17 protein-coding genes are annotated in these 24,130 nt (G+C 67.9%); 6 read left to right on the top strand and 11 right to left on the bottom strand.

Going from position 1 to position 24,130, the window contains the following annotated elements:
• Nucleotides 1-164 precede the first annotated feature (164 nt).
• The 4 genes from QZ749_RS00245 to folD form a co-directional block, all read right to left on the bottom strand.
• On the bottom strand, nt 165-638 hold the full coding sequence (locus QZ749_RS00245; protein ID WP_296942055.1) for a hypothetical protein: 474 nt from the start codon (nt 636-638) through the stop codon (nt 165-167).
• On the bottom strand, nt 635-1,060 hold the full coding sequence (locus QZ749_RS00240) for a DNA polymerase III subunit chi (protein WP_296942052.1): 426 nt from the start codon (nt 1,058-1,060) through the stop codon (nt 635-637). Before QZ749_RS00240 ends, QZ749_RS00245 begins: the two co-directional genes overlap by 4 nt.
• Nucleotides 1,061-1,124: 64 nt before the next feature.
• On the bottom strand, nt 1,125-3,209 hold the full coding sequence (locus QZ749_RS00235; RefSeq protein WP_296942050.1) for a M3 family metallopeptidase: 2,085 nt from the start codon (nt 3,207-3,209) through the stop codon (nt 1,125-1,127).
• An 86-nt stretch (nt 3,210-3,295) separates the two neighbouring features.
• Nucleotides 3,296-4,153 carry a bifunctional methylenetetrahydrofolate dehydrogenase/methenyltetrahydrofolate cyclohydrolase FolD gene (gene folD / locus QZ749_RS00230; protein WP_296942048.1) on the bottom strand — a complete coding sequence of 286 codons (858 nt, stop codon included), beginning with the start codon at nt 4,151-4,153 and terminating at the stop codon, nt 3,296-3,298.
• A gap of 427 nt (nt 4,154-4,580) precedes the next feature.
• On the opposite strand from folD, the gene aceE reads away from it, so the two are divergent.
• The 3 genes from aceE to lpdA all read left to right on the top strand — a co-directional run bounded on the left by aceE (nt 4,581) and on the right by lpdA (nt 10,592).
• Nucleotides 4,581-7,277, top strand: coding sequence for a pyruvate dehydrogenase (acetyl-transferring), homodimeric type (aceE, locus tag QZ749_RS00225; protein ID WP_296942046.1), 2,697 nt, complete (start codon nt 4,581-4,583; stop codon nt 7,275-7,277).
• 117 nt (nt 7,278-7,394) lie between these two features.
• Nucleotides 7,395-8,735, top strand: coding sequence for a dihydrolipoyllysine-residue acetyltransferase (gene aceF / locus QZ749_RS00220; RefSeq protein ID WP_296942044.1), 1,341 nt, complete (start codon nt 7,395-7,397; stop codon nt 8,733-8,735).
• A 12-nt stretch (nt 8,736-8,747) separates the two neighbouring features.
• Nucleotides 8,748-10,592 (top strand): dihydrolipoyl dehydrogenase, encoded by a 1,845-nt coding sequence (lpdA, locus tag QZ749_RS00215; RefSeq protein WP_296942042.1) that lies wholly within the window; start codon nt 8,748-8,750, stop codon nt 10,590-10,592.
• Nucleotides 10,593-10,690: 98 nt separating this feature from the next.
• Here lpdA and QZ749_RS00210 read toward each other — a convergent pair whose 3' ends face one another.
• Nucleotides 10,691-12,211 carry a hypothetical protein gene (locus QZ749_RS00210; protein WP_296942041.1) on the bottom strand — a complete coding sequence of 507 codons (1,521 nt, stop codon included), beginning with the start codon at nt 12,209-12,211 and terminating at the stop codon, nt 10,691-10,693.
• Between the two features lie 123 nt (nt 12,212-12,334).
• Here QZ749_RS00210 and QZ749_RS00205 point away from each other — a divergent pair, with 123 nt between their 5' ends.
• Nucleotides 12,335-13,159 carry an SGNH/GDSL hydrolase family protein gene (locus QZ749_RS00205; RefSeq protein WP_296942039.1) on the top strand — a complete coding sequence of 275 codons (825 nt, stop codon included), beginning with the start codon at nt 12,335-12,337 and terminating at the stop codon, nt 13,157-13,159.
• Between the two features lie 4 nt (nt 13,160-13,163).
• Here QZ749_RS00205 and QZ749_RS00200 read toward each other — a convergent pair whose 3' ends face one another.
• A complete protein-coding gene (locus QZ749_RS00200) occupies nt 13,164-13,610 on the bottom strand; it encodes a potassium channel family protein (protein ID WP_296942037.1) in 447 nt (148 codons plus the stop codon).
• Nucleotides 13,611-13,921: 311 nt separating this feature from the next.
• Here QZ749_RS00200 and QZ749_RS00195 point away from each other — a divergent pair, with 311 nt between their 5' ends.
• Together QZ749_RS00195 and QZ749_RS00190 are read left to right on the top strand one after the other, a co-directional pair.
• On the top strand, nt 13,922-14,794 hold the full coding sequence (locus QZ749_RS00195; protein WP_296942035.1) for an NAD(P)-dependent oxidoreductase: 873 nt from the start codon (nt 13,922-13,924) through the stop codon (nt 14,792-14,794).
• A gap of 90 nt (nt 14,795-14,884) precedes the next feature.
• The gene (locus QZ749_RS00190) at nt 14,885-16,588 is read left to right on the top strand and encodes a mechanosensitive ion channel family protein (protein WP_296942033.1); all 1,704 of its coding nucleotides are present in this window, start codon (nt 14,885-14,887) and stop codon (nt 16,586-16,588) included.
• A gap of 834 nt (nt 16,589-17,422) precedes the next feature.
• Here the strand turns inward: QZ749_RS00190 and QZ749_RS00185 are convergent.
• The 5 genes from QZ749_RS00185 to QZ749_RS00165 all read right to left on the bottom strand — a co-directional run bounded on the left by QZ749_RS00185 (nt 17,423) and on the right by QZ749_RS00165 (nt 24,103).
• Entirely contained in the window at nt 17,423-19,657 is a 2,235-nt protein-coding gene (locus QZ749_RS00185) for an NADP-dependent isocitrate dehydrogenase (RefSeq protein WP_296942031.1), read from the bottom strand.
• 253 nt (nt 19,658-19,910) lie between these two features.
• Entirely contained in the window at nt 19,911-20,966 is a 1,056-nt protein-coding gene (locus tag QZ749_RS00180) for a porin (protein ID WP_296942029.1), read from the bottom strand.
• Between the two features lie 98 nt (nt 20,967-21,064).
• Nucleotides 21,065-22,399, bottom strand: a complete 1,335-nt coding sequence (locus tag QZ749_RS00175; protein WP_296942027.1) for an MFS transporter — start codon at nt 22,397-22,399, stop codon at nt 21,065-21,067.
• Nucleotides 22,400-22,463: 64 nt separating this feature from the next.
• Nucleotides 22,464-23,411: a hydroxyacid dehydrogenase gene (locus QZ749_RS00170; protein ID WP_296942026.1), complete on the bottom strand. Its 948-nt coding sequence runs from the start codon at nt 23,409-23,411 to the stop codon at nt 22,464-22,466.
• Complete coding sequence (locus tag QZ749_RS00165; RefSeq protein WP_296942024.1) at nt 23,408-24,103, bottom strand: RraA family protein; 696 nt, start codon at nt 24,101-24,103, stop codon at nt 23,408-23,410. The genes QZ749_RS00170 and QZ749_RS00165 overlap by 4 nt, the downstream gene beginning before the upstream one ends.
• Between the last annotated feature and the right edge of the window lie 27 nt (nt 24,104-24,130).

The raw sequence follows: 24,130 nt of genomic DNA, 5'->3' as shown, positions 1-24,130 counted from the left end.
AGCTGCGGGCGGCGTCGCGCTGCACGGACGGGGTGCGCCGCCGCCCCGCAATGGCCCGCGCGCGGGACCGGCATGACGCCGGCCGGTGCGCGCATCCAGGGACGTCACTTCAGGGAAGTGACTTCAGGGAAGTGACTTCAGGGAGGTCACCTCGGATACGCAATTCAGGTACGCGATTTCAAGTGCGCCAGTTCCTGCGCGACGGCGCGTTCGACCACCTGTTCGACGGTCTGGCGCAGCCCGTCGCGCAGGTCGGCGGCCAGGCGCGCGACCACGTGGTCGATCACCGGCGCCATGCTGCTGCGTACCTGGTCTTCCAGCACCAGTTCCACGCGGTCCTGCAGGCGGTCGAGCACGCGCGCGACCAGGCGCTCCTCCAGCGCGCGCCAGGCGTCGTCGTCGAGGGCGCCGATGCGGGCGGCCGGCGTCGGTGCCGGCTCGGGCGCCGGCTCGCGCAGCGGCTCGGGCTGCGGCGCCCCCACCACGATCGCATCCTCCGGCGCCAGCACCGGAATATCGTCGGCCTGCAGGGACGCCGCGACCGCGGCGACCGACGGAATCGCTTGCACCGGCGCCGGGTCCTGCACCACCTCGGTCAGGACCGGGATGCTTTCGTCGAAGGCGCGCGCGTCGCTCACGATTGCCCCGCCACGAAGTGCGTCAGCGGATACTGCTGGCGCTTGTAGGCGACGTAGCGCGCGCGCCCGGCGGCGGCGTCCTCCTCGTCGGTGGAGATGATCTCGAACACGCGCGCGAAGCTGTCGAAGCCGGCCGGCGTGCGGCGCGTCAGGTTGACCAGCATGTCGCGGTGCGGCAGTGCGGCGGCCTCGTCGAAGGTGACGATCACCGGCGTTTCCGGCGCCAGCGGGTCGCCGGCCATCACGTGCGGGATGAAGTCGGTGCCGGACAGCGTCCACAGCGCCTCGTTCAGCTGCGCGGCCTGGGCCGGGCCGTCGGCCAGCAGCACCACCTTGGCGCGCGCCGCATAGGCCTTGCGCGCCAGACGGCAGGCGTAGCCGAGCTTGTCGGGGATATTGGTATGGAAATCGATGCGGGTCATGGCGGGTCCATCGTCGGGCCCCGGGCCGGCCGCGCGGCCGGCCCGGGGCCTTGTCTGGCTGGTATCAGGCCTGCATGCCGTTGTGGCGCAGCAGCGCGTCGATCTGCGGTTCGCGGCCGCGGAAGGCCCTGAACGATTCTAGGGCCGGGCGCGAGCCGCCCACCGACAGGATCTCGCGGTGGAAGCGCTTGCCCGTCTCGTCCAGCGCGCCGCCGCCGGCTTCGACCGCTTCCTCGAACGCCGCATAGGCGTCGGCCGACAGCACTTCCGCCCACTTGTAGCTGTAGTAGCCCGCCGCGTAGCCGCCGGCGAAGATGTGGCCGAACGAATGCTGGAAGCGGTTGAACGAGGGCGGGACCAGCACCGCGAACTTGCTGCGCACGTCGTCGACCAGCTGCTGCACGGTCTGCTGGCTGTTCGGGTCGAAGTCGTAGTGCAGGTGCATGTCGATCAGCGAGAACTCGACCTGGCGCAGCGTCTGCATGCCGGACTGGAAGTTCTTCGCGGCCAGCATCTTGTCGTACAGCGCGCGCGGCAGCGGCGCGCCCGTCTTCACGTGCGCCGTCATGCCCTGCAGGACGTCCCACTCCCAGCAGAAGTTTTCCATGAACTGCGACGGCAGTTCCACGGCGTCCCACTCGACGCCGGAAATGCCGGACACCGACAGCTCGTCGACCTCGGTCAGCATGTGGTGCAGGCCGTGGCCGAATTCGTGGAACAGCGTGGTCACTTCGTCGTGCGTGAACAGCGACGGCTGGAGCTTGCCGTCGACCTCGGCCGGCGGCGTGAAGTTGCAGGTCAGGTAGGCGATCGGCGTCTGCACGATGCCGCCCGTGGTCAGCCTGCGGCCGCGCGCGTCGTCCATCCAGGCGCCCTGGCCCTTGCCGGCGCGGGCATACAGGTCGAGGTAGAACTGGCCGATGAGCTGGCCCTGTTTCTCGATGCGGAAGAAGCGCACGTCCGGATGCCAGACCGGCGCCTCGTCCGGGGCGATGGTCACGTCGAACAGTTTCGCAATGACGCCGAACAGGCCGGCCACGACCTTGTGCTCGGGGAAGTATTCCTTCACTTCCTGGGCCGAGAAGGCGTAGCGCTTCTCGCGCAGCTTTTCCGAGGCGTAGGCGACGTCCCAGGCCTGCATCTCGTCCAGGCCCAGCTCGTCCTTCGCGAAGGCGCGCAGCTCGGCCAGGTCCTTCTCGGCGTACGGGCGGGCGCGGCGCGCCAGGTCTTCCAGGAATTCGATCACGTGCTCGGGGCTCTCGGCCATCTTCGGCTCGAGCGAGACGTTGGCGAAGCTCTTGAAATCGAGCAGCTTGGCTTCCTCGTCGCGCAGTCGCAGCAGTTGCGCGATGTTCGAGGTGTTGTCCCACTTCTCGACCTGCGAGAACACGGCGCCCATCTCGGAGGCCTTGGTGGCGTTGGCGCGGTAGATCGTCTCGCGCAGGGCGCGGCTGTCGGCGAACTGCAGCACCGGGAAGTAGGACGGGAAGTGCAGCGAGAACTGCCAGCCGGTCTTGCCGTCGCGCTCGGCCGCGGCGCGGGCGGCGGCCCTGGCGTCGTCCGGCAGGCCGGCCAGTTCGGCCTCGTCCTCGACCAGCAGCTTGTAGTCGTTAGTGGCGTCCAGCACGTTCTCCGAAAAGCGGGTCGACAGGGCGGCCTGCTGTTCCTGGATCTCGGCGAAGCGTTCCTTCTGCTTTTCCGGCAGCTCGGCGCCGCCCAGGCGGAAGTCGCGCAGGGCGTTCTCGACGATGCGCTTGCGCGCCGGCGACAGGTGCACGAAGTCGGGATTGGCGCGCAGCTGCTTGTACTTGTCGAACAGTGCCTCGTTCTGGCCGAGCTCGGTCCAGAACTCGGTCACCTTCGGCTGGTTCTCGTTGTAGGTGGCGCGCAGCGCGGGCGTGTCCATCACGTGGTTCAGGTGGTTCACCACGCCCCAGGCGCGGCCGAGGCGTTCGGTCGCTTCCTCGAGGGGGACCACGAAATTGTCCCAGGTGACGCCGTCGGCGGGCGCTTCCAGCGCCTGCACCACGCTGCGCGCCTCGGCGATCAATTGCTCGATCGCGGGCGTCACGTGTTCGGGGCGGATCAGGTCGAAACGGGGCAGGCCCGAAAAGTCGAGGAGGGGATTGCCGGCGTCGATAGTAGTCATGGGTCTCGTTCCTTGTAAATGCGATCTCACCGCCATCTTACCCGGGCCGGCCCGTTTCGGGTCACGCTGCGGGCCCCGCGGCCCGCTCAGGCGCGCCTGGCGACGCGCTCGGCGGCTTCCAGCGTGTTCATCAGGAGCATCGTGATGGTCATCGGCCCCACGCCGCCCGGCACCGGGGTGATGTGGGACGCGACGTCCTTGACGCTGTCGAAGTCGACGTCGCCGCACAGCTTGCCCTCGTCGTTGCGGTTGATGCCCACGTCGATCACGATGGCGCCCGGCTTGACCATGTCGCCGGTCAGCGTGTTGCGGCGGCCGACGGCGGCCACGACGATGTCGGCCTGGCGGGTGTGGTAGCCCAGGTCGGCGGTACCGCTATGGCATATGGTCACGGTGGCGTTCTGTTGCAAGAGCAGCAGCGCCATCGGCTTGCCGACGGTATTGCTGCGGCCGATGACGACGGCATGCTTGCCGCGCAGGTCGACGCCGGTGGTCTCGATCAGCTTCATGCAGCCGTACGGGGTGCAGGGACGGAAGCCTTCCAGGCCGCTCATCAGTTCGCCGGCCGACAGCACCGAATAGCCGTCCACGTCCTTGGTGGTGGCGATCGCCTCGATCACCTTCGACGAATCGATGTGCTTCGGCAGCGGCATCTGCACCAGGATGCCGTGGATCGCCGGGTCGGCGTTCAGCGCGGCGATGCGCTCGAGCAGGGCGGCTTCCGGGAGCGCGGCCTCGTACTTTTCCAGCACCGAATGAAAGCCGACGTCGCCGCAGGCCTTGACCTTGTTGCGCACGTAGACGTGGCTGGCCGGGTCGTCGCCGACGATGATCACGGCCAGGCCGGGCTGGATGCCGCGTGCGGTGAGGGCGGCGGCGCGCGCGGCGATGTCGGTGCGCAGTTGCTGGGAAAGTTTGACTCCGTCGATCAGTTGGGCGGTCATGGCGGGAACTCGTGGGCTGGACAAAAACGAAATTATAAGCGCCCCGGGATATCGCGCGCCGTTTCCGGGCGGGCGACGGCATATTGATGGACGTGCTTGTTCAGGGCAAGGTGCAGGTATGCTTATGGATGAGTCGCTACGCCGTCGTCCCCGCGAAGACGGGGATCCGGGTCGCATGCGCCGCGATAGCGCGTGCGACAGCGGGTCCCCGCCCGCGCGGGGACGATGCCGTCGAAGGGGCAAGAACCGCACAACCATGCGCCTCGGATGCGCATTTTTCATATTATGAAATCGAATATCGTATTTTGAAAAACGGCCGCTCCACTGGTAGAATCGACAGGCTTTATTTAGGGATAGTCTTTTCGCCACCATACGTCCGGACGATTTCTGGAATCGGGTGGGGCACCAAACTCAAGGAGACGTAGCAATGTCAGCTCAACTCGACCAGTTGACGGCCCAGGCCGCCAACGATCCGGATACGCTCGAGACCAAGGAATGGCTCGACGCGCTCGAAGCGGTGATCGAATTCGAAGGCACCGATCGCGCGCATTACCTGCTGGAGCGCCTGGTCGACCTGGCGCGCCGCCGCGGCGCCCACGTCCCGTTCTCCAGCAATACCGCGTACGTGAACACGATCCCGGCGCACCTGGAAGAACACTGCCCCGGCAACCTCGAATACGAAGAGCGCCTGCGCTCGTGGATGCGCTGGAACGCGATGGCGATGGTGGTCAAGGCCAACCGCGCCGACGGCGACCTGGGCGGCCACATCTCCTCGTTCGCCTCGCTGGCGAACATGCTGGGCATCGGCTTCAACCACTTCTGGAAAGCGCCGAGCGAGAACCATGGCGGCGACCTGCTGTACATCCAGGGCCACTCCTCGCCGGGCATCTACGCGCGCGCCTTCCTCGAAGGCCGCCTCTCCGAAGAGCAGCTGCTGAACTTCCGCCGCGAAGTCGACGGCAAGGGCCTGTCCTCGTACCCGCACCCGAAACTGATGCCGGACTTCTGGCAGTTCCCGACCGTCTCGATGGGCCTGGGCCCGCTGATGGCGATCTACCAGGCGCGCTTCCTGAAGTACCTGCACGCGCGCGGCATCGCCGACACGGCGGAGCGCAAGGTCTGGGTCTTCTGCGGCGACGGCGAGATGGACGAGCCGGAATCGATGGGCGCGATCGGCATGGCCGCGCGCGAGAAGCTCGACAACCTGGTCATGGTCGTCAACTGCAACCTGCAGCGCCTGGACGGTCCGGTGCGCGGCAACGGCAAGATCATCCAGGAACTGGAAGCGGACTTCCGCGGCGCCGGCTGGAACGTCGTCAAGGTCATCTGGGGCCCGGGCTGGGACGCCCTGCTGGCCAAGGACAAGGACGGCATCCTGCAGCGCGTGATGATGGAAACCGTCGACGGCGAATACCAGAACTACAAGGCCAAGGACGGCGCCTACGTGCGCAAGCACTTCTTCGGCAAGCATCCGGAGCTGCTGAAGATGGTCGCCAACATGAGCGACGACGACATCTGGCGCCTGACCCGCGGCGGCCACGACCCGCACAAGATCTACGCCGCGTTCAAGAACGCGCAGGAAAACAAGGGCACCCCGACCGTGCTGCTGGTGAAGACCGTCAAGGGCTTCGGCATGGGCAAGTCGGGTGAGGCGCGCAACACCGCGCACCAGACCAAGAAGCTGGACGACGAGGCGATCCGCGAGATGCGCGACCGCTTCAACATCCCCATCCCGGACGACAAGCTGGCCGAGATCCCGTTCTTCAAGCCGTCCGACGACGCGCCTGAAATGAAGTACCTGCACGAGCGCCGCAAGGCCCTCGGCGGCTACCTGCCGCAGCGCCGCGAGCAGGCCGACGAGAAGCTGGTCGTGCCGCCGCTGGAGACCTTCAAGGCCGTGCTCGAGCCGACCGCCGCCGGCCGCGAGATCTCGACCACGCAATCGTACGTGCGCGTCATCACGGCGCTGCTGAAGGACCAGAGCCTGGGCCAGCGCATCGTCCCGATCCTGGTCGACGAATCGCGTACCTTCGGCATGGAAGGCCTGTTCCGCCAGATCGGCATCTTCAACCAGCAGGGCCAGTTGTACGAGCCGGTCGACAAGGACCAGGTCATGTACTACCGCGAGGACAAGGCCGGCCAGATCCTCCAGGAAGGCATCAACGAGGCGGGCGGCATGAGCTCGTGGATCGCCGCGGCGACGTCGTACTCGACGAACAACCGTGTGATGATCCCGTTCTACACCTTCTACTCGATGTTCGGCATGCAGCGCGTGGGCGACCTGGTCTGGCTGGCCGGCGACATCCGCGCCCGCGGCTTCCTGATGGGCGGCACCGCCGGCCGCACGACGCTGAACGGCGAAGGCCTGCAGCACGAGGACGGCCACAGCCACATCATCGCCGCGACGGTCCCGAACTGCATCCCGTACGACCCGACCTACGCGCACGAAGTCGCCGTGATCATCCAGGATGGCCTGCACCGCATGGTGGAGAAGCAGGAAGATGTGTTCTACTACATCACCATCATGAACGAGAACTACGAGCAGCCGGGCCTGAAGGAAGGCCAGCAGGAAGGCATCCTGAAGGGCATGTACCTGCTCCAGGAAGGCGACAAGGAAGCCGCCAACCGCGTCCAGCTGATGGGCTCCGGCACCATCCTGCGCGAATCCGTGTTCGCCGCCGAGCTGCTGAAGAACGACTGGGGCGTCGCCGCCGACGTGTGGTCGTGCCCGTCGCTGACGCTGCTGGCCCGCGACGGCCAGGACGTCGACCGCTGGAACCTGGTGCACCCGACGGAAGACGCGCGCCTGCCGTACGTGACCCAGCTGCTGAAGGACACGACCGGCCCGATCGTCGCCACCACCGACTACATGCGCCTGTTCGCCGAGCAGATCCGCGCCTACATCCCGAGCGGCCGCACCTACAAGGTGCTGGGCACCGACGGCTTCGGCCGTTCGGATTCCCGCGCCAAGCTGCGCGAGTTCTTCGAGGTGAACCGTTACTACATCACGGTCGCCGCGCTGAAGTCGCTGGCGGAAGAAGGCAAGATCCCGGCATCGACCGTGGCGGAAGCCATCGCCAAGTACGGCATCGATCCGAACAAGCCGAATCCGGTGACCCAGTAATGCGATAGACCACCGCGTCGACGTAGGGTGGGCACGCCGTGCCCACCATGCATGCGTCATCGGCGGCAACGGTGGGCACGGGGTGCCCACCCTACAAGAATACGGAGCCAACACACTATGAGCATTGTGGAAGTCAAAGTCCCCGATATCGGCGACTTCAAGGAAGTGGAAGTCATCGAGCTGATGGTCAAGCCGGGCGACACCATCAAGGTCGACCAGTCCTTGATCACGGTGGAATCGGACAAGGCCAGCATGGAGATCCCCTCCAGCCACGCCGGCGTCGTCAAGGAAATCAAGGTCAAGGTCGGCGACAAGGTCGCCGAAGGTTCGCTCGTGCTGACCGTCGAGGAAGCCGCCGGCGCCGCCGCGCCTGCAGCCGCCGAGTCCGCACCGGCACCGGCTGCCGCAGCGCCGGCACCCGCGGCAGCCCCGGCTCCGGCCGCCGCTCCCGCCCCGGCTGCGGCACCGGCTCCGGCACCCGCGGCAGCACCGGCACCGGCCGCCGCCGCGTCCGCGCCGGCCGCGAGCTTCGCCACCGCCCACGCCTCGCCGTCCGTGCGCAAGTTCGCGCGCGAGCTGGGCGTCGACCTGAACAAGGTCAAGGGTTCGGGCCAGAAGGGCCGCATCACCCAGCAGGACGTGCAGGGCTTCGTCAAGAGCGCGCTGGCGGCCGGTCCGACCGCGGCGCCGGCAGGCGCCGGCGGCGGCGCAGGCATGAACCTGCTGCCGTGGCCGTCGCTCGACTTCAGCAAGTTCGGTCCGACCGAGACGCAGCCGCTGTCGCGCATCAAGAAGATCAGCGGCCCGAACCTGCACCGCAACTGGGTCATGATCCCGCACGTGACGCACTTCGAGGAAGCCGACGTCACCGACCTGGAACAGTTCCGCGTCGATTCGAACGCCGCCTACGCCAAGGCCAAGTCGCCGACCAAGCTGACCATGCTGGCCTTCGTCATCAAGGCCTCGGTCGCCGCGCTGAAGAAATTCCCGGCGTTTAACGCGTCGCTGGACGAGCCGAACGGCACGCTGATCCTGAAGCAGTACTACAACATCGGCTTCGCGGCCGACACCCCGAACGGCCTGGTGGTCCCGGTCATCAAGGACGCCGACAAGAAGTCGGTGTCGCAGATCGCCACCGAGATGGGCGAGCTGTCCGCGCAGGCGCGCGAAGGCAAGCTGTCGCCGGCCAACATGCAGGGCGCGACCTTCACGATCTCGTCGCTGGGCGGCATCGGCGGCACCAACTTCACGCCGATCATCAACGCGCCGGAAGTCGCGATCCTGGGCCTGTCCAAGTCGGCGATGAAGCCGGTGTGGGACGGTTCGACCTTCCAGCCGCGCCTGATGCAGCCGCTGGCCCTGTCGTACGATCACCGCGTGATCGACGGCGCCGGCGCCGCCCGCTTCGCCGCCTACCTGGCCGACGTCCTGGCCGACCTGCGCAAGACGCTGCTGTAAGGAGCCGACCAGATGAGCACCGTGGAAGTCAAAGTCCCGAATATCGGCGATTTCAAGGAAGTCGAGATCATCGAGCTGATGGTCAAGCCCGGCGACACGATCAAGGTCGACCAGTCGCTGGTCACCGTCGAATCCGACAAGGCCTCGATGGAGATCCCGTCGACCCATGCCGGCGTCGTGCAGGAACTGAAGGTCAAGGTCGGCGACAAGGTGAGCGAAGGCTCGCTGCTGCTGACCCTCGACGAGGCCGGCGCGGGCGCCTCGGCACCGGCTCCCGCCGCGTCGGACAAGCCGGCCGCCCAGATCGGCGCGCAGGCCGTCGCCCCGACCGCCGCCGCCGCCCCGACCGACTCGTACGCGCCGGCGCACAAGGCCGACGCGGCCGCGCCGAACGCCGTGCCGGCCCCGAACGCCTCGAGCTACGCCGGCCAGGTCGACGTCGAATGCGAGATGATGGTGCTGGGCGCCGGTCCCGGCGGCTACTCGGCCGCGTTCCGCTCGGCGGACCTCGGCATGAACACCGTGCTGGTCGAGAAGTACGCCACGCTGGGCGGCGTCTGCCTGAACGTGGGCTGCATCCCGTCCAAGGCGCTGCTGCACGTGGCGCACATCATGGACGAGACGGCGCACATGGCCGACATCGGCGTGTCGTTCGCCAAGCCGGACGTCGACATCGACAAGCTGCGCGCCTACAAGGACAAGGTCATCAAGACGATGACCGGCGGCCTGGCCGGCATGGCCAAGTCGCGCAAGGTCAACGTGGTGCAGGGTGTGGGCAAGTTCCTGAGCCCGAACCACATCGAGGTGACCGGTCCGGACGGCAGCAAGAAGGTCGTCGCGTTCCAGAAGGCGATCATCGCCGCCGGCTCGTCGGTGGTGAAGCTGCCGTTCGTGCCGGAAGACCCGCGCATCGTCGATTCGACCGGCGCGCTGGAACTGCGCCAGGTGCCGAAGCGCATGCTGGTCATCGGCGGCGGCATCATCGGCCTGGAAATGGCGACCGTGTACTCCACGCTCGGCGCGCGCATCGACGTGGTCGAGATGATGGACGGCCTGATGCAGGGCGCCGACCGCGAGGCCGTCAAGGTCTGGCAGAAGTACAACGCCCAGCGCTTCGACAACATCATGTTGAAGACCAAGACCGTCGGCGTGGAAGCGCTGCCGGAAGGGATCAAGGTCACGTTCGAGGCCGCGGAAGCGGGCCAGCCGGCGCCGCAAGCCCAGGTCTACGACCTGGTGCTGGTGGCCGTGGGCCGCAGCCCGAACGGCAAGAAGATCGGCGCGGAAGCGGCCGGCGTGGCGGTCACCGACCGCGGCTTCATCCCGGTCGACGGCCAGATGCGCACCAACGTGCCGCACATCTTCGCCATCGGCGACCTGGTGGGCCAGCCGATGCTGGCGCACAAGGCCGTGCATGAAGCCCACGTCGCCGCCGAAGCCGCGCACGGCGAGAAGGCCTTCTTCGATGCCAAGGTGATCCCGTCGGTGGCCTACACCGATCCGGAAGTGGCATGGGTCGGCCTGACCGAGGACGAAGCCAAGGCCAAGGGCATCAAGGTCGAGAAGGGCCACTTCCCGTGGGCCGCCTCGGGCCGCGCCGTGGCCAACGGCCGCTCGGAAGGCTTCACCAAGCTGCTGTTCGACGCCGAGACCCACCGCATCGTCGGCGGCACCATCGTCGGCACCAGCGCCGGCGACATGATCGGCGAGATCGCGCTGGCGATCGAGATGGGCGCGGACGGCGTGGACATCGGCAAGACCATCCACCCGCACCCGACCCTGGGCGAGTCGATCGGCATGGCCGCGGAAGCCTACGAAGGCGTCTGCACCGACCTGCCGCCGCCGCGCAAGCGTTGATCGGCTGCCGCGCTGGATGACGAACCGGGACCTTGTGTCCCGGTTTTTTTTGCCGGCGTGCGCTGCGGCGGGCACGGGGTGCCCGGCATGCCGTCGCGTTACAACTGCCTGTCCCGCTCCGCCAGCGCCAGCCGCGTCCCCAGCAGGAACATATTCTCCCCGAGCGCATCGAGCGACACCTGGCGCCGCGTTTCGCGGTCTTCCCGGCTGTCTTCCTCCATGCTGCGCCCGTCGCTGGCCTGGTACGGCGCCAGCGCGCGCACCAGGTCGCGCTCCAGCCGGTGCGCCGCCGGGACGGTGTGATCGGAGAGCATCCGCCCCATCACGTACTTGCGCGTGCGCTCCGACTGCGACACCGACTGTTCCAGCGTGGCCGTGCGCAGCCGGCCGTCGCGGTAGCCCAGTTCCACGCTGCTGCGCGCGCTGTCGTCGATCTCGTGGTATTCGTAGTTCTGCTCGTCCGGCTCGGGCGTGAGCCTGAGCGCCCCGTCCTTCCCGAGCGGTTCATGGTATTGCGCGACGAGGCGCGCTGTCTGCACCTGGGCGACGGTGCGGTCGGTGCGCCGCGCGCCGTCGCTGCGCGTCTGCTGCGCCACCTCGTAGCGAAAGCCGTCCACCTCGCCGGGGCGCAAGGGGTTGCTCGACCGCGGCGGCTGGCGCACGGTGGCGCTGAAATCGGCCAGCCCGGTCAGCACGGCATGGTCTTCCTTCGACAGCGACCAGGGCCGGCCCGGCGGCGCCACGGCCGTGTCCAGGCGGTCGCCTGTGGCCGTGTGGCTCAGGCTCGAGAAGGCGTCGCGGAACATCGTCATCAGGCCGGCGTCGGCATGGCCGCGCGCCGCGGCGTCGTCGAACTGCTTCAGGTAGCCGTCGATCGCCTTTTGCTGCTGGCGTTTGGTTCCCAGGCTTTCCAGCTGGCCGGCGTCGATGGACAAGTCGACGGTGCCGGACGGCCCCGCGATGCCCAGCTTGCGCTTTTCGCCGTCGGCATGGAAGTCGAGCGACTGCGTGCCGCCGCCCGCGACCAGCGGCAGCGTCACGTCGGCGTGGAAGTCGACCGATTGCAGCAGGCGCGTGTCGATGCCCGCCAGGCCGTCCAGGCGCACCTGCGATCCGCCCGACGCCATGCCGTCGATCGCGGCCTGGAAGCCCCTGGCCAGGCCGGCCAGGGCGGCGCGCTCCTCGTCGCCGAGCGCGCCGTCGGCGCTGGCCTGGACGATCATCTCGTCGTCCACGTCGGCCAGCACCAGGTCGACCTTCGTGCCGGCCGCGGTGACGACGCTCAGCGTGAACTTGTCGTCGACCGCGCCTGGCAGGGCCTGCTGGTCGACCGCGATGGCCGCGCCGGTCGCGAACTTGTCGAGCATGGCCGCGCCCAGGCCATGGAAGCGCTGCGCCGTGGTCATCGGCAGGGGCGCGGGCGCCACGGCATCGTCGCCGGCCTGGCGGGCGGCCGCCAGGCCGGCGGCGCTCAGGCTGACGATGGCCGACGGCGCGGCATTGCCGGCGACATTGCCGGCGACACCGCCAGCGGCGGCGGCCGCGCGATACACGGCGGGCGGCGGCGCGGCCTGGCGCAGCGGGATCGACCAGTTCGACAGGGAGGAAAGGGAAGTCATGCTGCCTTATCGGCAACGATCGCGCAAAGATGAGGGGTGCCATCGCCGCGATGCGCGACCGGCCTTGCGCTATGATGGGGCGCCGAACAACGAACGAGTCGACCAATGACGAGAAACCGCAGCATGAATGGGATCGCCGCCGCCTTGCTGGCGCTGGCGCTGGCGTGCGTGGCGCACGGTGCCCAGGCCCAGGGTGGGCGCTACGTATCGATGGGCAGTTCCTACGCCGCCGGCCCCGGCGTCGGCGTCCCCGACAAGGCCAGTGGCGGCTGCGGCCGCTCGATGAGCAATTATGCGCGCACGGTCGCGCAACGCCACGGCTTCGACCTGGTGGACGTCGCCTGTTCCGGCGCCACCACCGACAACATCCTGGAGCAGGGCCAGCACGGCTTTCCCGCGCAGGTCGAGGCGGTGACGCGCGACACGCGGCTGGTGTCGGTCCTCATCGGCGGCAACGACATCGAATACGTCGGCAACCTGTTCGGCCTGTCGTGCCGCGCGGCGGGGAAGGCCGCCTGCAAGATCACCGGCGAGGCCGACGTCGAGCGGCGCCTGGCGGCCCTGCCGGAGAAGCTCGACCGCGTCGTGGCCGAGGTGCGCCGGCGCGCGCCTGCGGCGCGCATCGTGCTGGTCGGCTACCTGCCGGCGGAGCCGGCCGGCGGCGCCACCTGCGCGGCGCTGGCCATGACGGACGCCGACGCGCGCCGCATGCGCGACACGTCGGCGCGCCTGGCGCGGGTGTTCGAGGACACCGCGCGGCGCAACGGTATCGACCTGGTGCGCGCCGCCGCGCTCGCGGCCGGGCACGATGCCTGTTCGGCGGATGCCTACGTGACGGGCCGCCAGCCGGCGCAGGTGCCGGGCTGGCCGGAGCCGGTCGCCTACCACCCCACCCAGGCCGGCATGGACCGGGTGGCGGCGGCGTTCGACGCGATCCTGGAACGGTGACGATTCAGGGCCGGGCCGGCGGCTCGCGCCCGTCGTCCCACAGGCGCTGCATGGCCAGGAAGGTGTACGAGGTCGTCCACCCGATCAGCAGCAGGCCGTTGAGCGCTTCCATGCCGGCCAGCAGGCGCAGGTCGCCGTGCGGCACCACGTCGCCGTAGCCGAGCGAGGTGTAGGTCTCGGCCGAGAAGTAGACGCAGCCGGAAAAGGGCAGCTTGGACCAGGTGTTCATGGCGCCGACGTCGAAGCGGTTGGCCAGGATGTAGTAGGCGGCGCCGTACAGCAGGATCTCGAGCGCGTGCGCCGCGAAGGCGCCGAAGATGACGAAGACGAGGCGCGCGCGCCGGTCGACGCGCAGGCGCGGCAGGCCGGCCGAGACCAGGCGCAGCACTTCGTAGTGGATGACGGTCGTGAGGACCAGCAGGATCAGGCAGGCAAGGGCGACCAGCAGCATGGCCAGGGACTCCGGACGAAAAGCCGGGCGGCTGGAAGGCGCCGCCCGGCCCGCAAGCATACAGCAAGCCGGCCCGCCGGAGCAGGGGCGTGCGCGGCACGTGCCGCGGCGCCGGCGTCCGCCCGCCGGAATACGCGTGCGCGTGGGCGGCTTGCCGTGGCCGACCGGTCATGGGCGCAGCGTATGGGCGATGCGTCCACCCCGGCACCCGGCATCGCGCGCGGGGATTTTCTCGGCTCGCCGTCAGCAAGCAAGCATCCGGAATCGCTGGTCTAATGGACGTTTCTTGCGCAACCCCGAAAGGAACCACCATGACCATCGCATTCCTCGGCCTGGGCGCCATGGGCCGGCACATGGCCGCCCACCTGCTGCGTTCGGGCCAGCCCGTCCACGTCTGGAACCGCGGCCAGGAACCCGTGCGGGCGCTCGTCGCCCAGGGCGCCAGGGCGGCCGCCACGCCCGCCGAGTGCGGCATCGCCGACGTCGTGTTCACCATGCTCGCCGACGACGCCGCCACGCGCGCCGTATTGCTCGACGGCGGCGTGCTGGACGCCATGGCGCCCGGCAGCATCCACGTCAACATGGCCACCGTGTCGGTCGCGTTCGCGCGCGAGATGGCGGCGCTGCACGTCGAACGCGGCATCGGCTACGTGGCCGCGCCGGTGCTGGGCCGCGTCGACGTCGCCGCGGCCGGCAAGCTGAACGTCCTGGCCGGCGGCAGCGACGAGCTGGTGGCGCGCGTGCAGCCGCTGCTCGACCTGGTCGGACAGAAGACCTGGCGCTTCGGCAGCGCGCCGGAACAGGCCAATGCCGTCAAGCTGGCGTGCAACCTGATGCTCGCGTGCGCGGTCGAGGCGACCGGGGAAGGCGCCGCGCTGGCGGGCGCGCATGGCATCGCCGCGCCCGACTTCATCGACCTGGTCACCAGCACGCTGTTCGCCGGCTCGCCGGTCTACAAGGGCTATGGCGGCATGATCGCCGAGGAGCGCTACAGCCCGGCGGGCTTCAAGCTGGCGCTGGGCCTGAAGGACGTGCGCCTGGCGGTGGAGGCGGGCCGCGACCAGGGCCTGCCGCTGGCCTTCGGCACGACGCTGCAGGCCACGCTGCAGGACGCGGTGGCGCAGGGCAGCGGCGAGCTGGACCTCGCCGCGCTGGGCCGGCACGCAGTGCGCCGCGCCTCCTGACGCCGGGTGCCGCCGGCGTCAACGGTGCGGGCGCCGGCGCGCCCGGATGCTAGACTTTTCGTATCCAGAGCCGAAAGAGTCGATGTGCGCGTGCGTTTTTCCTACCGCTTCCTGATCCCGTTGCCGGTCCTGCTGCCGCTGTTGCTGCCGCTGTTGCTACTGCTGTTGCTGGCCGCGCCGGCGCCCGCGGGCGTCGCCGCTCCCGCCCTGCTGGGGGGCGCCGCCCCGCCCGCCGCGCCCGTCCAGTCCGATCCGCTCAAGCGCGAGACGCCGCGCGCGATGGTGTCCGGCCTGATCGCGGCGCTGGGGGAGCTCGACTACGACCGCGTGGTCCAGTTCCTCGACCTGCCCGCCGCGGCCAGCAGCCGCCAGCGCCTGAACGCGATCGGCCAGGCGCGTGCCTTCCATGCGCTGCTGGACGAGGGCGGCTCGTTCAAGCCGTTCGCGGCGCTGTCGAACGAGCCGGGCGGCCGGCTGGACGACGATCTTCCGCTCGACCAGGAAGACGTCGGCGACATCGTCATGCAGGGCAAGAAGGTGCCGATCCTGCTCGAGCGCGGCAAGGACGGCGACCTGCAGGTATGGCGCGTCTCGAGCGACACGCTGGCCCAGGTCGCGGCGGCCGCCAGGCGCACGCCGGCGATGCAGGAGCCGGAACAGGAACAGTACATCGTCGCCGGGGCGCCCCTCAGGGACTGGGGCATCCTGCTGGGCGTCGGGATCGTGGTCTTCGGCGGCCTGTGGATCGTGTCGACGCTGCTGGTGGCCGTCATGCGCAAGCTGGCCGCGAACCCGGCTGAAAACGGTTTGTACCGTTTCTTCGAAGCCGCGCTGCCGCCGGTCAGCCTCCTGATCGCCGTCGGCGTGTTCTATGCCTGGGCGGACCGGCTGCCGGTGGCGATCGTCGCGCGCCAGACCCTGCTGCGCTACACCGGCATCGTCACGGTCGTCGCGCTCGTCTGGTTCGGCCTGCGCCTGGTCGACGCCATCGCCGACCTGGCCGTCGCGCGCATGCAGCGGCGCCAGCGGCGCCAGATCGTGTCGGTCATCACGCTGCTGCGGCGCACCGCCAAGGCGCTGCTGCTGGTGTTTTCCGGCATCGGCATCCTCGACACCTTCGGCATCGACGTCACGACCGGCATCGCGGCGCTGGGCATCGGCGGTATCGCGCTGGCGCTCGGCGCGCAAAAGACCGTGGAGAACCTGGTCGGCAGCGTCACCGTGATCGCCGACCGGCCGCTGCAGGTGGGCGACTTCATCAAGGTCGGCGACGTGGTCGGCACGGTGGAGGACGTCGGCATCCGTTCGACCCGCATCCGTACCGGCGAGCGCACCGTGGTCACGATTCCCAACGGCGACCTGTCGGCGCGCCAGATCGAGAATTTCGCCGACCGCGACCGCTTCCTGTTCAATCCCGTGATCGCGGTGGATTACGCCACGCCGTCCGCCCGGCTGAAGGAGGCCATCGCCATCGTCCAGCAGGTGCTGGCGCAGGAACCGCAGCTGGCGCAGGGCCATCGCGCGCGGCTCGGACGCATCGGCGAGCGTTCCTTCAACATCGAGGTGTTCGCGTACATCGACGTGCGCGACTTCGACACCCAGGTCGTGATCCGCGAGGCGCTGCTGCTGGGAATCTACGAGCGGCTGGAGGCCGCCGGGATCGCGCTGGCGTTCCCGAGCCAGCGGATCGTGATGGCGGCTGCCGACGCGGCGCCCGCCGCCGCGCCGGACGACGCCGATGCCGGGATCATCGTCGGCGATGCCGCCGGCGCCGATGGACGCACGCCGGGCTGACGCTATCCGGATTCAGCATGTTCACAGCGTAGTGGCGCAGATCTTAATATAGATGTGTGCCTGACACGGGATTCAATGTTTCTATAAATTTTAAATTCTTCTATAGATTTTTTGTTTTCAATAGAATTAATTGATGTAAAATTATTCCCGCAACGTCGATGCCCTTCCGCTGGGTTAAGCGAGTGTTTCTTTCGACGCCCTTCCGCCGGGGTTACACGCGAGCTTGTAGTAACGCGACAGCTCCGTCTATCAAGAACACACTGCTTCATCGTGACGACCGAATATCGGAGCTGTTACTCATACATTCCTATTCGAGAGTTGCATATGAATTCATTCGAGAAGTCGTCGCTTTCTCCAGCGTTCCTCAAAGAGTTTAACCAACTGATCAAGACCTGCCATAAGTATCGGATCGGTACAGTATTGGCAATTAGTGTGGTTGTTGTTATTACCTTGGCTGCAGGGGTGTCCGTCGCGATTGCGCATATGAGTTTTCAATTTTAAACGGTGATTAGCAGTTTCTTATCGCTACTACTCGCTCCATCGCCTATTGCCAAGTCAGCAATACGACATGCTGATCTGGTAAATGGTCGGCTAACGACAGACTAATCATCGAGGTCGCCCATCATGCCGCCTGGTTTGCGCAGGTGGCGTGACCGTTCTTCTTTCGGGAGCATGCGGATCAGCGATCAGCCTCTTTCAATAGGAGGCTTAGATATCCACCAGATTTTTGGCAGTACCACTGTCCATCGCGTTTTCTTCTACTCCAAAAAGAAAAACCCGGTACCACACCTGCGTGGTACCGGGGTTCACGACCATCGGGCCAGTCGAGCGTGATTACGCGCCGACGGATTCCAGCGCCGCGTTGAAGGTCGCGCTCGGACGCATCACGGCTTTCACCTTGGCGGCGTCCGGCTTGTAGTAGCCGCCGATGTCGGCCGCCTTGCCTTGCACTTCCAGCAGTTCGGCGACGATCTTCTGCTCGTTATCGAGCAGGGACTTGGCCAGCGGCGCGAAGTAGGCGGCCAGTTCGGCGTCCTCGGCTTGCTGCGCCAGTTCCTGGGCCCAGTACATCGACAGGTAGAACTGGCTGCCGCGGTTGTCGAGCTCACCGGTCTTCGGCGACGGCGACTTGCGGTTGTCCAGCAGCTTGCCGGTGGCGGCGTCCAGGGTCTTGGCCAGCAGTTTCGCCTTCGCGTTGCCGGTCTTGATGCCCAGATCTTCCAGCGACACCGCCAGTGCCAGGAACTCGCCCAGCGAATCCCAGCGCAGGTGGTTTTCCTCGGTCAGCTGCTGCACGTGCTTCGGTGCCGAGCCGCCGGCGCCGGTTTCGTACATGCCGCCGCCGGCCATCAGCGGGACGATCGACAGCATCTTGGCGCTGGTGCCCAGTTCCAGGATCGGGAACAGGTCGGTCAGGTAGTCGCGCAGGATGTTGCCGGTGACCGAGATGGTGTCGATGCCGCGCGCCACGCGTTCCAGCGTGAAGCGCATCGCGCGCACCTGCGACATGATCTGGATGTCCAGGCCCGACGTGTCGTGGTCCTTCAGGTAGGTCTCGACCTTCTTGATCAGTTCGTTCTCGTGCGGACGGTACGGGTCCAGCCAGAACACGGCGGTCATGCCCGAGTTGCGCGCGCGGGTCACGGCCAGCTTGACCCAGTCGCGGATCGCCGCGTCCTTGGTCTGGCACATGCGCCAGATGTCGCCCTGCTCGACGTCCTGGCTCATCAGGACTTCGCCGGTGGCGATGTCGACGATGTTGGCCACGCCGTCCTCGGCGATCTCGAAGGTCTTGTCGTGCGAGCCGTACTCCTCGGCCTGCTGGGCCATCAGGCCGACGTTCGGGACGGTGCCCATGGTGCGCGGGTCGAAGGCGCCGTGCCACTTGCAGAAGTTGATGATCTCCTGGTAGATGCGGGCGAAGGTCGATTCCGGCAGCACGGCCTTGACTTCCTTCAGGCGGCCGTCGGCGCCGTACATCTTGCCGCCGGCGCGGATCATGGCCGGCATCGACGCGTCGACGATCACGTCGTTCGGCGAGTGGAAGTTGGTGATGCCCTTGGCCGAGTCGACCATGGCCAGTTCCGGCTGGTGTTCCTGGCAGGCGTGGATGTCGCGCACGATCTCGTCGCGCTGCGATTCCGGCAGGGTGGCGATCTTGTTGTACAGGTCGGCCATGCCGTTGTTGACGTTCACGCCCAGGCTGTCCAGCGTGTCCTGGTGCTTGTCGAAGGCTTCCTTGTAGAAGGTGCGCACGGCGTGCCCGAACACGATCGGGTGCGAGACCTTCATCATGGTCGCCTTGACGTGCAGCGAGAACATCATGCCGGTCTTCTTGGCGTCGGCGATCTGCTGTTCGTAGAATGCGATCAGGGCCTTGCGGCTCATGAACATCGAGTCGATGATCTCGCCGTCCTTGAGCGCGACCTTCTGCTTCAGGACGACGGTCTGGCCCGACTTGGTGACCAGTTCCATGCGCACGTCGCGCGCGCGGTCCAGGGTCATCGACTTTTCGCCGTGGTAGAAGTCGCCGTGGGTCATGTGCGACACGTGGGTGCGCGAGGCGGCCGACCATTCGCCCATCGAGTGCGGGTTCTTGCGGGCGTATTCCTTGACGGCCTTCGGCGCGCGGCGGTCCGAGTTACCTTCGCGCAGGACCGGGTTCACGGCCGAGCCGATGCACTTGGCATAGCGGGCCTTGATGTCCTTTTCTTCGTCGGTCTTCGGATCGGCCGGGTAGTCCGGCAGGTCGTAGCCCTTGCCCTGCAGTTCCTTGATGGCGGCCTGCAGCTGGCCCACCGATGCCGAGATGTTCGGCAGCTTGATGATGTTGGCTTCCGGCGTCAGGGTCAGCTTGCCCAGCTCGGACAGCGCGTCCGGCACGCGCTGTGCTTCGGTCAGGCGTTCCGGGAAGGCCGCGAGGATGCGCGCAGCGACCGAGATATCGCTCTCTTCGATCGTGATGCCAGCGGGTTTGGCAAAGGTTTCGATGACGGGCAGGAAGGCATGGGTGGCCAGCAGGGGCGCCTCGTCGGTCAGGGTGTAGATGATGGTCTGATCACTGCTCATACGCTTGTTCCTCGATGTGCGGGAAGGGTTCGGTTACTCAACAAAAACATCGACTGTCCGGTCGCGGTTCGCTCGGATCGCGAAATCATACTCTCCCGGACGCCGATGTGGCGGTCGCCAAGGCGCCCGGTTCCAGGTTGCCTTGCGACTAAGTCTTATATAAGACATAGGACGGGCTATATTATTGCACGACCTTTGGCAATCGGATAGTGCAACGATTTCCCATAATGCGAAACGCCACCCGCATGGAGGATCAGAACGCCTGCATCACGCCCAGCGACACGCCGCGCTGGCCGTGCTGCTGCGAAGCCGGCACCAGCAACCCGTCGTAGCGGTTGACGTCGAATTCGGCGTAGACGTTGGTGCGCTTCGAGAATGCATAGGTGAGGCTGGCGATATACAGCTTGCGCCGGCCGCCGCCCGCCGCGCTGTCGTAGTCGGCGCGGTAGATGCCGGTGGTGAGCGCGAGGGCCGGCGCCACCGGCAGGCGCACGCCGGCGAAGCGCAGCTCATGCTGCAGCACGCCCTGCGTGGCCGTGTCCTGGCGCTCGCGCGACAGGCCCGCCTTGGCGACGATGCCGTTCCACTTGACGCCGCCGCCGACGATGAAGGCGCGATTCGCGAAGCCGGCGGCGGTTTCCTTGCGCGTGTAGGCGCCCGCCGCCAGCAGGTGCGTGCCGGCGTAGCTGAAGCCGGCCGCGCTGGCCGAGCCCCGGTCGGCATCCGCCGGATCCTCGCCCAGCGCGCGTTCGGCGCGCAGCGTCAGAGCGCCGAAGGTGCCCGTGTACTGGACGTCGTTGTTGAAGCGGGTGCCGGTCGAGGCGGACGCGCCCAGGCCCGCCGCCGTCGCCGCCGCGGGCAGGGACGTGCCGGCGCCCGAGGAGATGGGCACGATGGGCGTGAAGTGGTGGTCGAACGGGTCGAGGAACAGTTCGGTGCGAAAGCCGATCGTGTACTGGCGGCCCAGGTCGATGTAGCCCCACTTGCCGCCGATGCCGGCCGACGCGGTGCGGTTGAACAGCATGTTCTTGGTATTGTCCAGCGCGCCGGTCTTGCTGTTGAAGCCGCTTTCGAGGCGGAAGCGCGCCGTCAGGCCGTTGCCGAGGCTTTCCTCGCCGCGAAAGCCCAGCCGGTTCGAATACGAGTTGCCCGAGGTGGCCGTCAGCTGGTTGCGGCCGGCCGCGTCGACGTCGGTCTGGTAGCGCAGGCCGGCGTCGATGGCGCCGTAGATCGTGACGTTGGATTGCGCGCAGGCGCTGGCGGGAAGCATGGCGGCGATCGCCAGCATCCGCAGGGAGGATGTCTTCATTGTCTCGTTTATAGTGTGGTATCGGCGTGCGCGGTCTTGCGCCGCGTGGCGCCGGTGAAAACGGGAGAGGGCGGCCCCGGGCGGGGCCGCCCCGGCGCTTAGACCGCCTTGGCGGCGGCGTTGCGCGCCGCCTGGCGGGCGTCGCTGGACAGCGACAGCAGGGTGGTGATGCTGGCCAGCGCCAGCACGGCGACCGGCAGCAGGGCCAGCGAATGGCTGCCCGTCTCGGCCTTGATCCAGCCGTAGGCATTGACCATCAGGCCGCCGCCGACCAGGTTGGACGCCGCGTTGATGCCGGCCAGGCCGGCCGCCGCGGAAGCCGGCGACAGCCAGCTCGAGCTCAGCGCCCAGAACGGTCCCTTGAACGCATAGGCGCCCACCAGCACGCAGGTCAGCATGACGATGGTCGGCGCCAGCGATGCGGTGCCGAAGGTGCCCAGCATGCCGCCGCAGATCAGCGCCAGCGGGATCACGGTATGCCAGCGGCGCTCGCGCTTCTGGTCCGAATGGCGGCCCCACCACACCATCAGGATCGCGGCGATCACGTAGGGCACGGAATTGACCAGGCCGGTTTCCATGATGGTGAGGCCGAAGGACTTGATCAGCTGCGGCTGCCATACGCCCAGCACGGTGCCGGCCGACGAGGCGGTGGCGCAGACCAGGGCCATCCCCAGCACCTCTTTACTGCGGAACAGCTTCCAGATCGAGACGTGGGGGGCGGCCTTGCGTTCCTGGCGCTCGCTGGCCATGCGCTTGACCAGCCAGTCGCGCTGTTCGGCGCTGAGCCAGTGCGCCTGTTCCGGGCGGTCGGTCAGGAAGAACAGGCAGACCACGCCGAGGACGGCGGTGGGCAGGCCTTCCAGGATGAACAGCCAGTGCCAGCCGCGCAGGCCGAGGAAGCCGTCGATCTGCAGCAGCAGGGCCGACAGGGGCGAGCCGACGAAGCTGGCCATCGGCACCGCGACCATGAAGATGGCCACGAAGCGGGCGCGGTAGGCGGACGGGATCCAGAAGGTGAGGTACAGCAGCACGCCCGGGAAGAAGCCCGCTTCGGCCGCGCCCAGGATGAAGCGCATCACGAACAGCGAGTTCTGGCCCTGCACCATGGCGGTGGCGGCCGAGGCCAGGCCCCACGTGATCATGATCCGGGCGATCCACTTGCGCGCGCCGAACTTCTGCAGCGCCAGGTTGCTCGGCACCTCGAAAATGAAATAGGCGATGAAGAACAGGCTGCCGGCGAAACCGAACATCTTCGGCGTGAGGCCGAGGTCGTGGTTCATCTGCAGCGAGGCCATGCCGATGTTGCCGCGGTCGATGAGTGCCAGCAGGTAGCACACCATCAGGAAGGGAATCAGGCGCCAGGTCACCTTGCGGATGGTGTCCGCTTCCAGGCGCTGCTGGTACTCCGGGCCTTGTTTGTCGATGTCGTTCATGGTCGTCTCCGATACTGTAATCGTTGGCGCGCGTCTTGGTGCGCGCTTTGCCGGGTCGTTGTTGTCAGGCTTGCTGCTCCAGTACCGCCAGCACGTTCTGCGCGGCGGCCGTGCCCATGCCGACGTAGGCGTCGTCCGTCACGCCGCCGATGTGCGGCGACAGGATCGCGTTGGCGATGCCGGTGAACGGGTGGCCGGGGGCGAACGGCTCGACCTGGAAGCTGTCCAGGCCCGCCGCGCGCAGCGCGCCGCTGCGCAGCGCGGCGGCCAGTGCCGCCTCGTCGATCAGGCCGCCGCGCGCCGTGTTCACCACGATGGCGCCGGGACGCATGGTGGCCAGCGTGTCCGCGTTCAGCATGTTGGCATTGTCCTTCGTCAGCGGGCAGTGCAGCGAGAGCACGTCGGCGCCGGCGATCACGTCGGCCAGCGGCAGCAGGTCGATGCCCTCCGGGGTGGCGCGCGCGAACGGGTCGTGGGCGATCACGCGCATGCCCAGCGCCTGGCCGACCGCGGCGACGCGCGCCCCGATCGCGCCCAGGCCGACCAGGCCCAGCGTGCGCCCGCGCAGTTCCAGGCTCTTGTGGGTGGCCTTGTCCCAGTGGCCGTCGTGCATGCGGCGGTCGAGCTGGGGCACGGCCTTGGCGCAGGCCAGGATCAGCGCCCAGGTGTGTTCGGCCACGGCCGGGGCGTTGGCGCCGGCCGCCGCCCTGACCGCGATGCCGCGCGCTTTGGCCGCGTCGACGTCGATGGTGTCGATGCCGGTGCCGTGCTTGGACACCACGCGCAGCTTGCCGCTGGCGGCCAGCACGCGTTCGGTGATGCGGCCGTAGCGCGCGATGATCGCCACCGGCTGGTGCTGGCGCGCCAGCGCGACCAGCGCCTCCTCGTCCGGCGTCTTGCCGGCGTAGACCACATCGTAACCGGCCAGCAGGGCCAGCGCCTGCTCGGCCAGGTCGGCGCCGGTCACCAGCACGGCGTCGCGGGCCGCGACCTGCTCGAGGACGGCGCTCACAGCGTCTCTCCTTCGGCCAGCACGCCGGCCTGGCGCAGGGCGCCGTCCAGCCAGGCCGGACGCAGCGCGCCGCCGCCGCGGATGTCGGCCAGGCGCTTCGCCTCGTAGTCCAGCTTCTTGCCCGCCTCGGCCAGCACGGCCGGCACCTTGTCCTTCTCGACCACGACGACGCCGTCGGCGTCGGCCACCACCAGGTCGCCCGGCTGCACGGCGGTGCCGCCCAGCGACACCGGCCAGTTGATGCGGCCCGGCACCAGCTTGGTCGGGCCGTTCGGATTCGCGCCGATGGCGTACATCGGGAAGCCCAGTTCGCGGATCGCCTCGGTGTCGCGCACGGCGCCGTAGATGACCACGCCGGCGATGCCGACCGCCATGCACTGCGAGACCATGATCTCGCCCATCAGGGCCGAGGATTCGTCGCCCTTGCCGTCGATGACCAGCACGTCGCCGGGCTTGGCGATCGCCATGGCGGCGTGGATCATCAGGTTGTCGCCGGGGCGCACCTCGACCGTCAGCGCGGGGCCGGCCAGGCGCATCGTCGGCGCCAGCGGCGCGATGCGGCTGGACAGGGCGCCGCGGCGGCCGGCGACGTCGGCCAGGATGGAGGAGGGATACGCGGCCGCCTGCGCGACCAGGTCCGGATCGACGCGCTCGATGGCGCGGATCACGTCGGGGGAAGTGGAATGGCTCATGGATTGTCCTCGGTGTCGATGTTACCG

The organism is uncultured Massilia sp. (genome assembly GCF_913773735.1).
Taxonomy (GTDB): Bacteria; Pseudomonadota; Gammaproteobacteria; order Burkholderiales; family Burkholderiaceae_D; genus Telluria.
The sequence above is the reverse complement of the archived record's forward strand: the minus strand, read 5'-3'. Positions and strand labels throughout refer to the sequence as shown.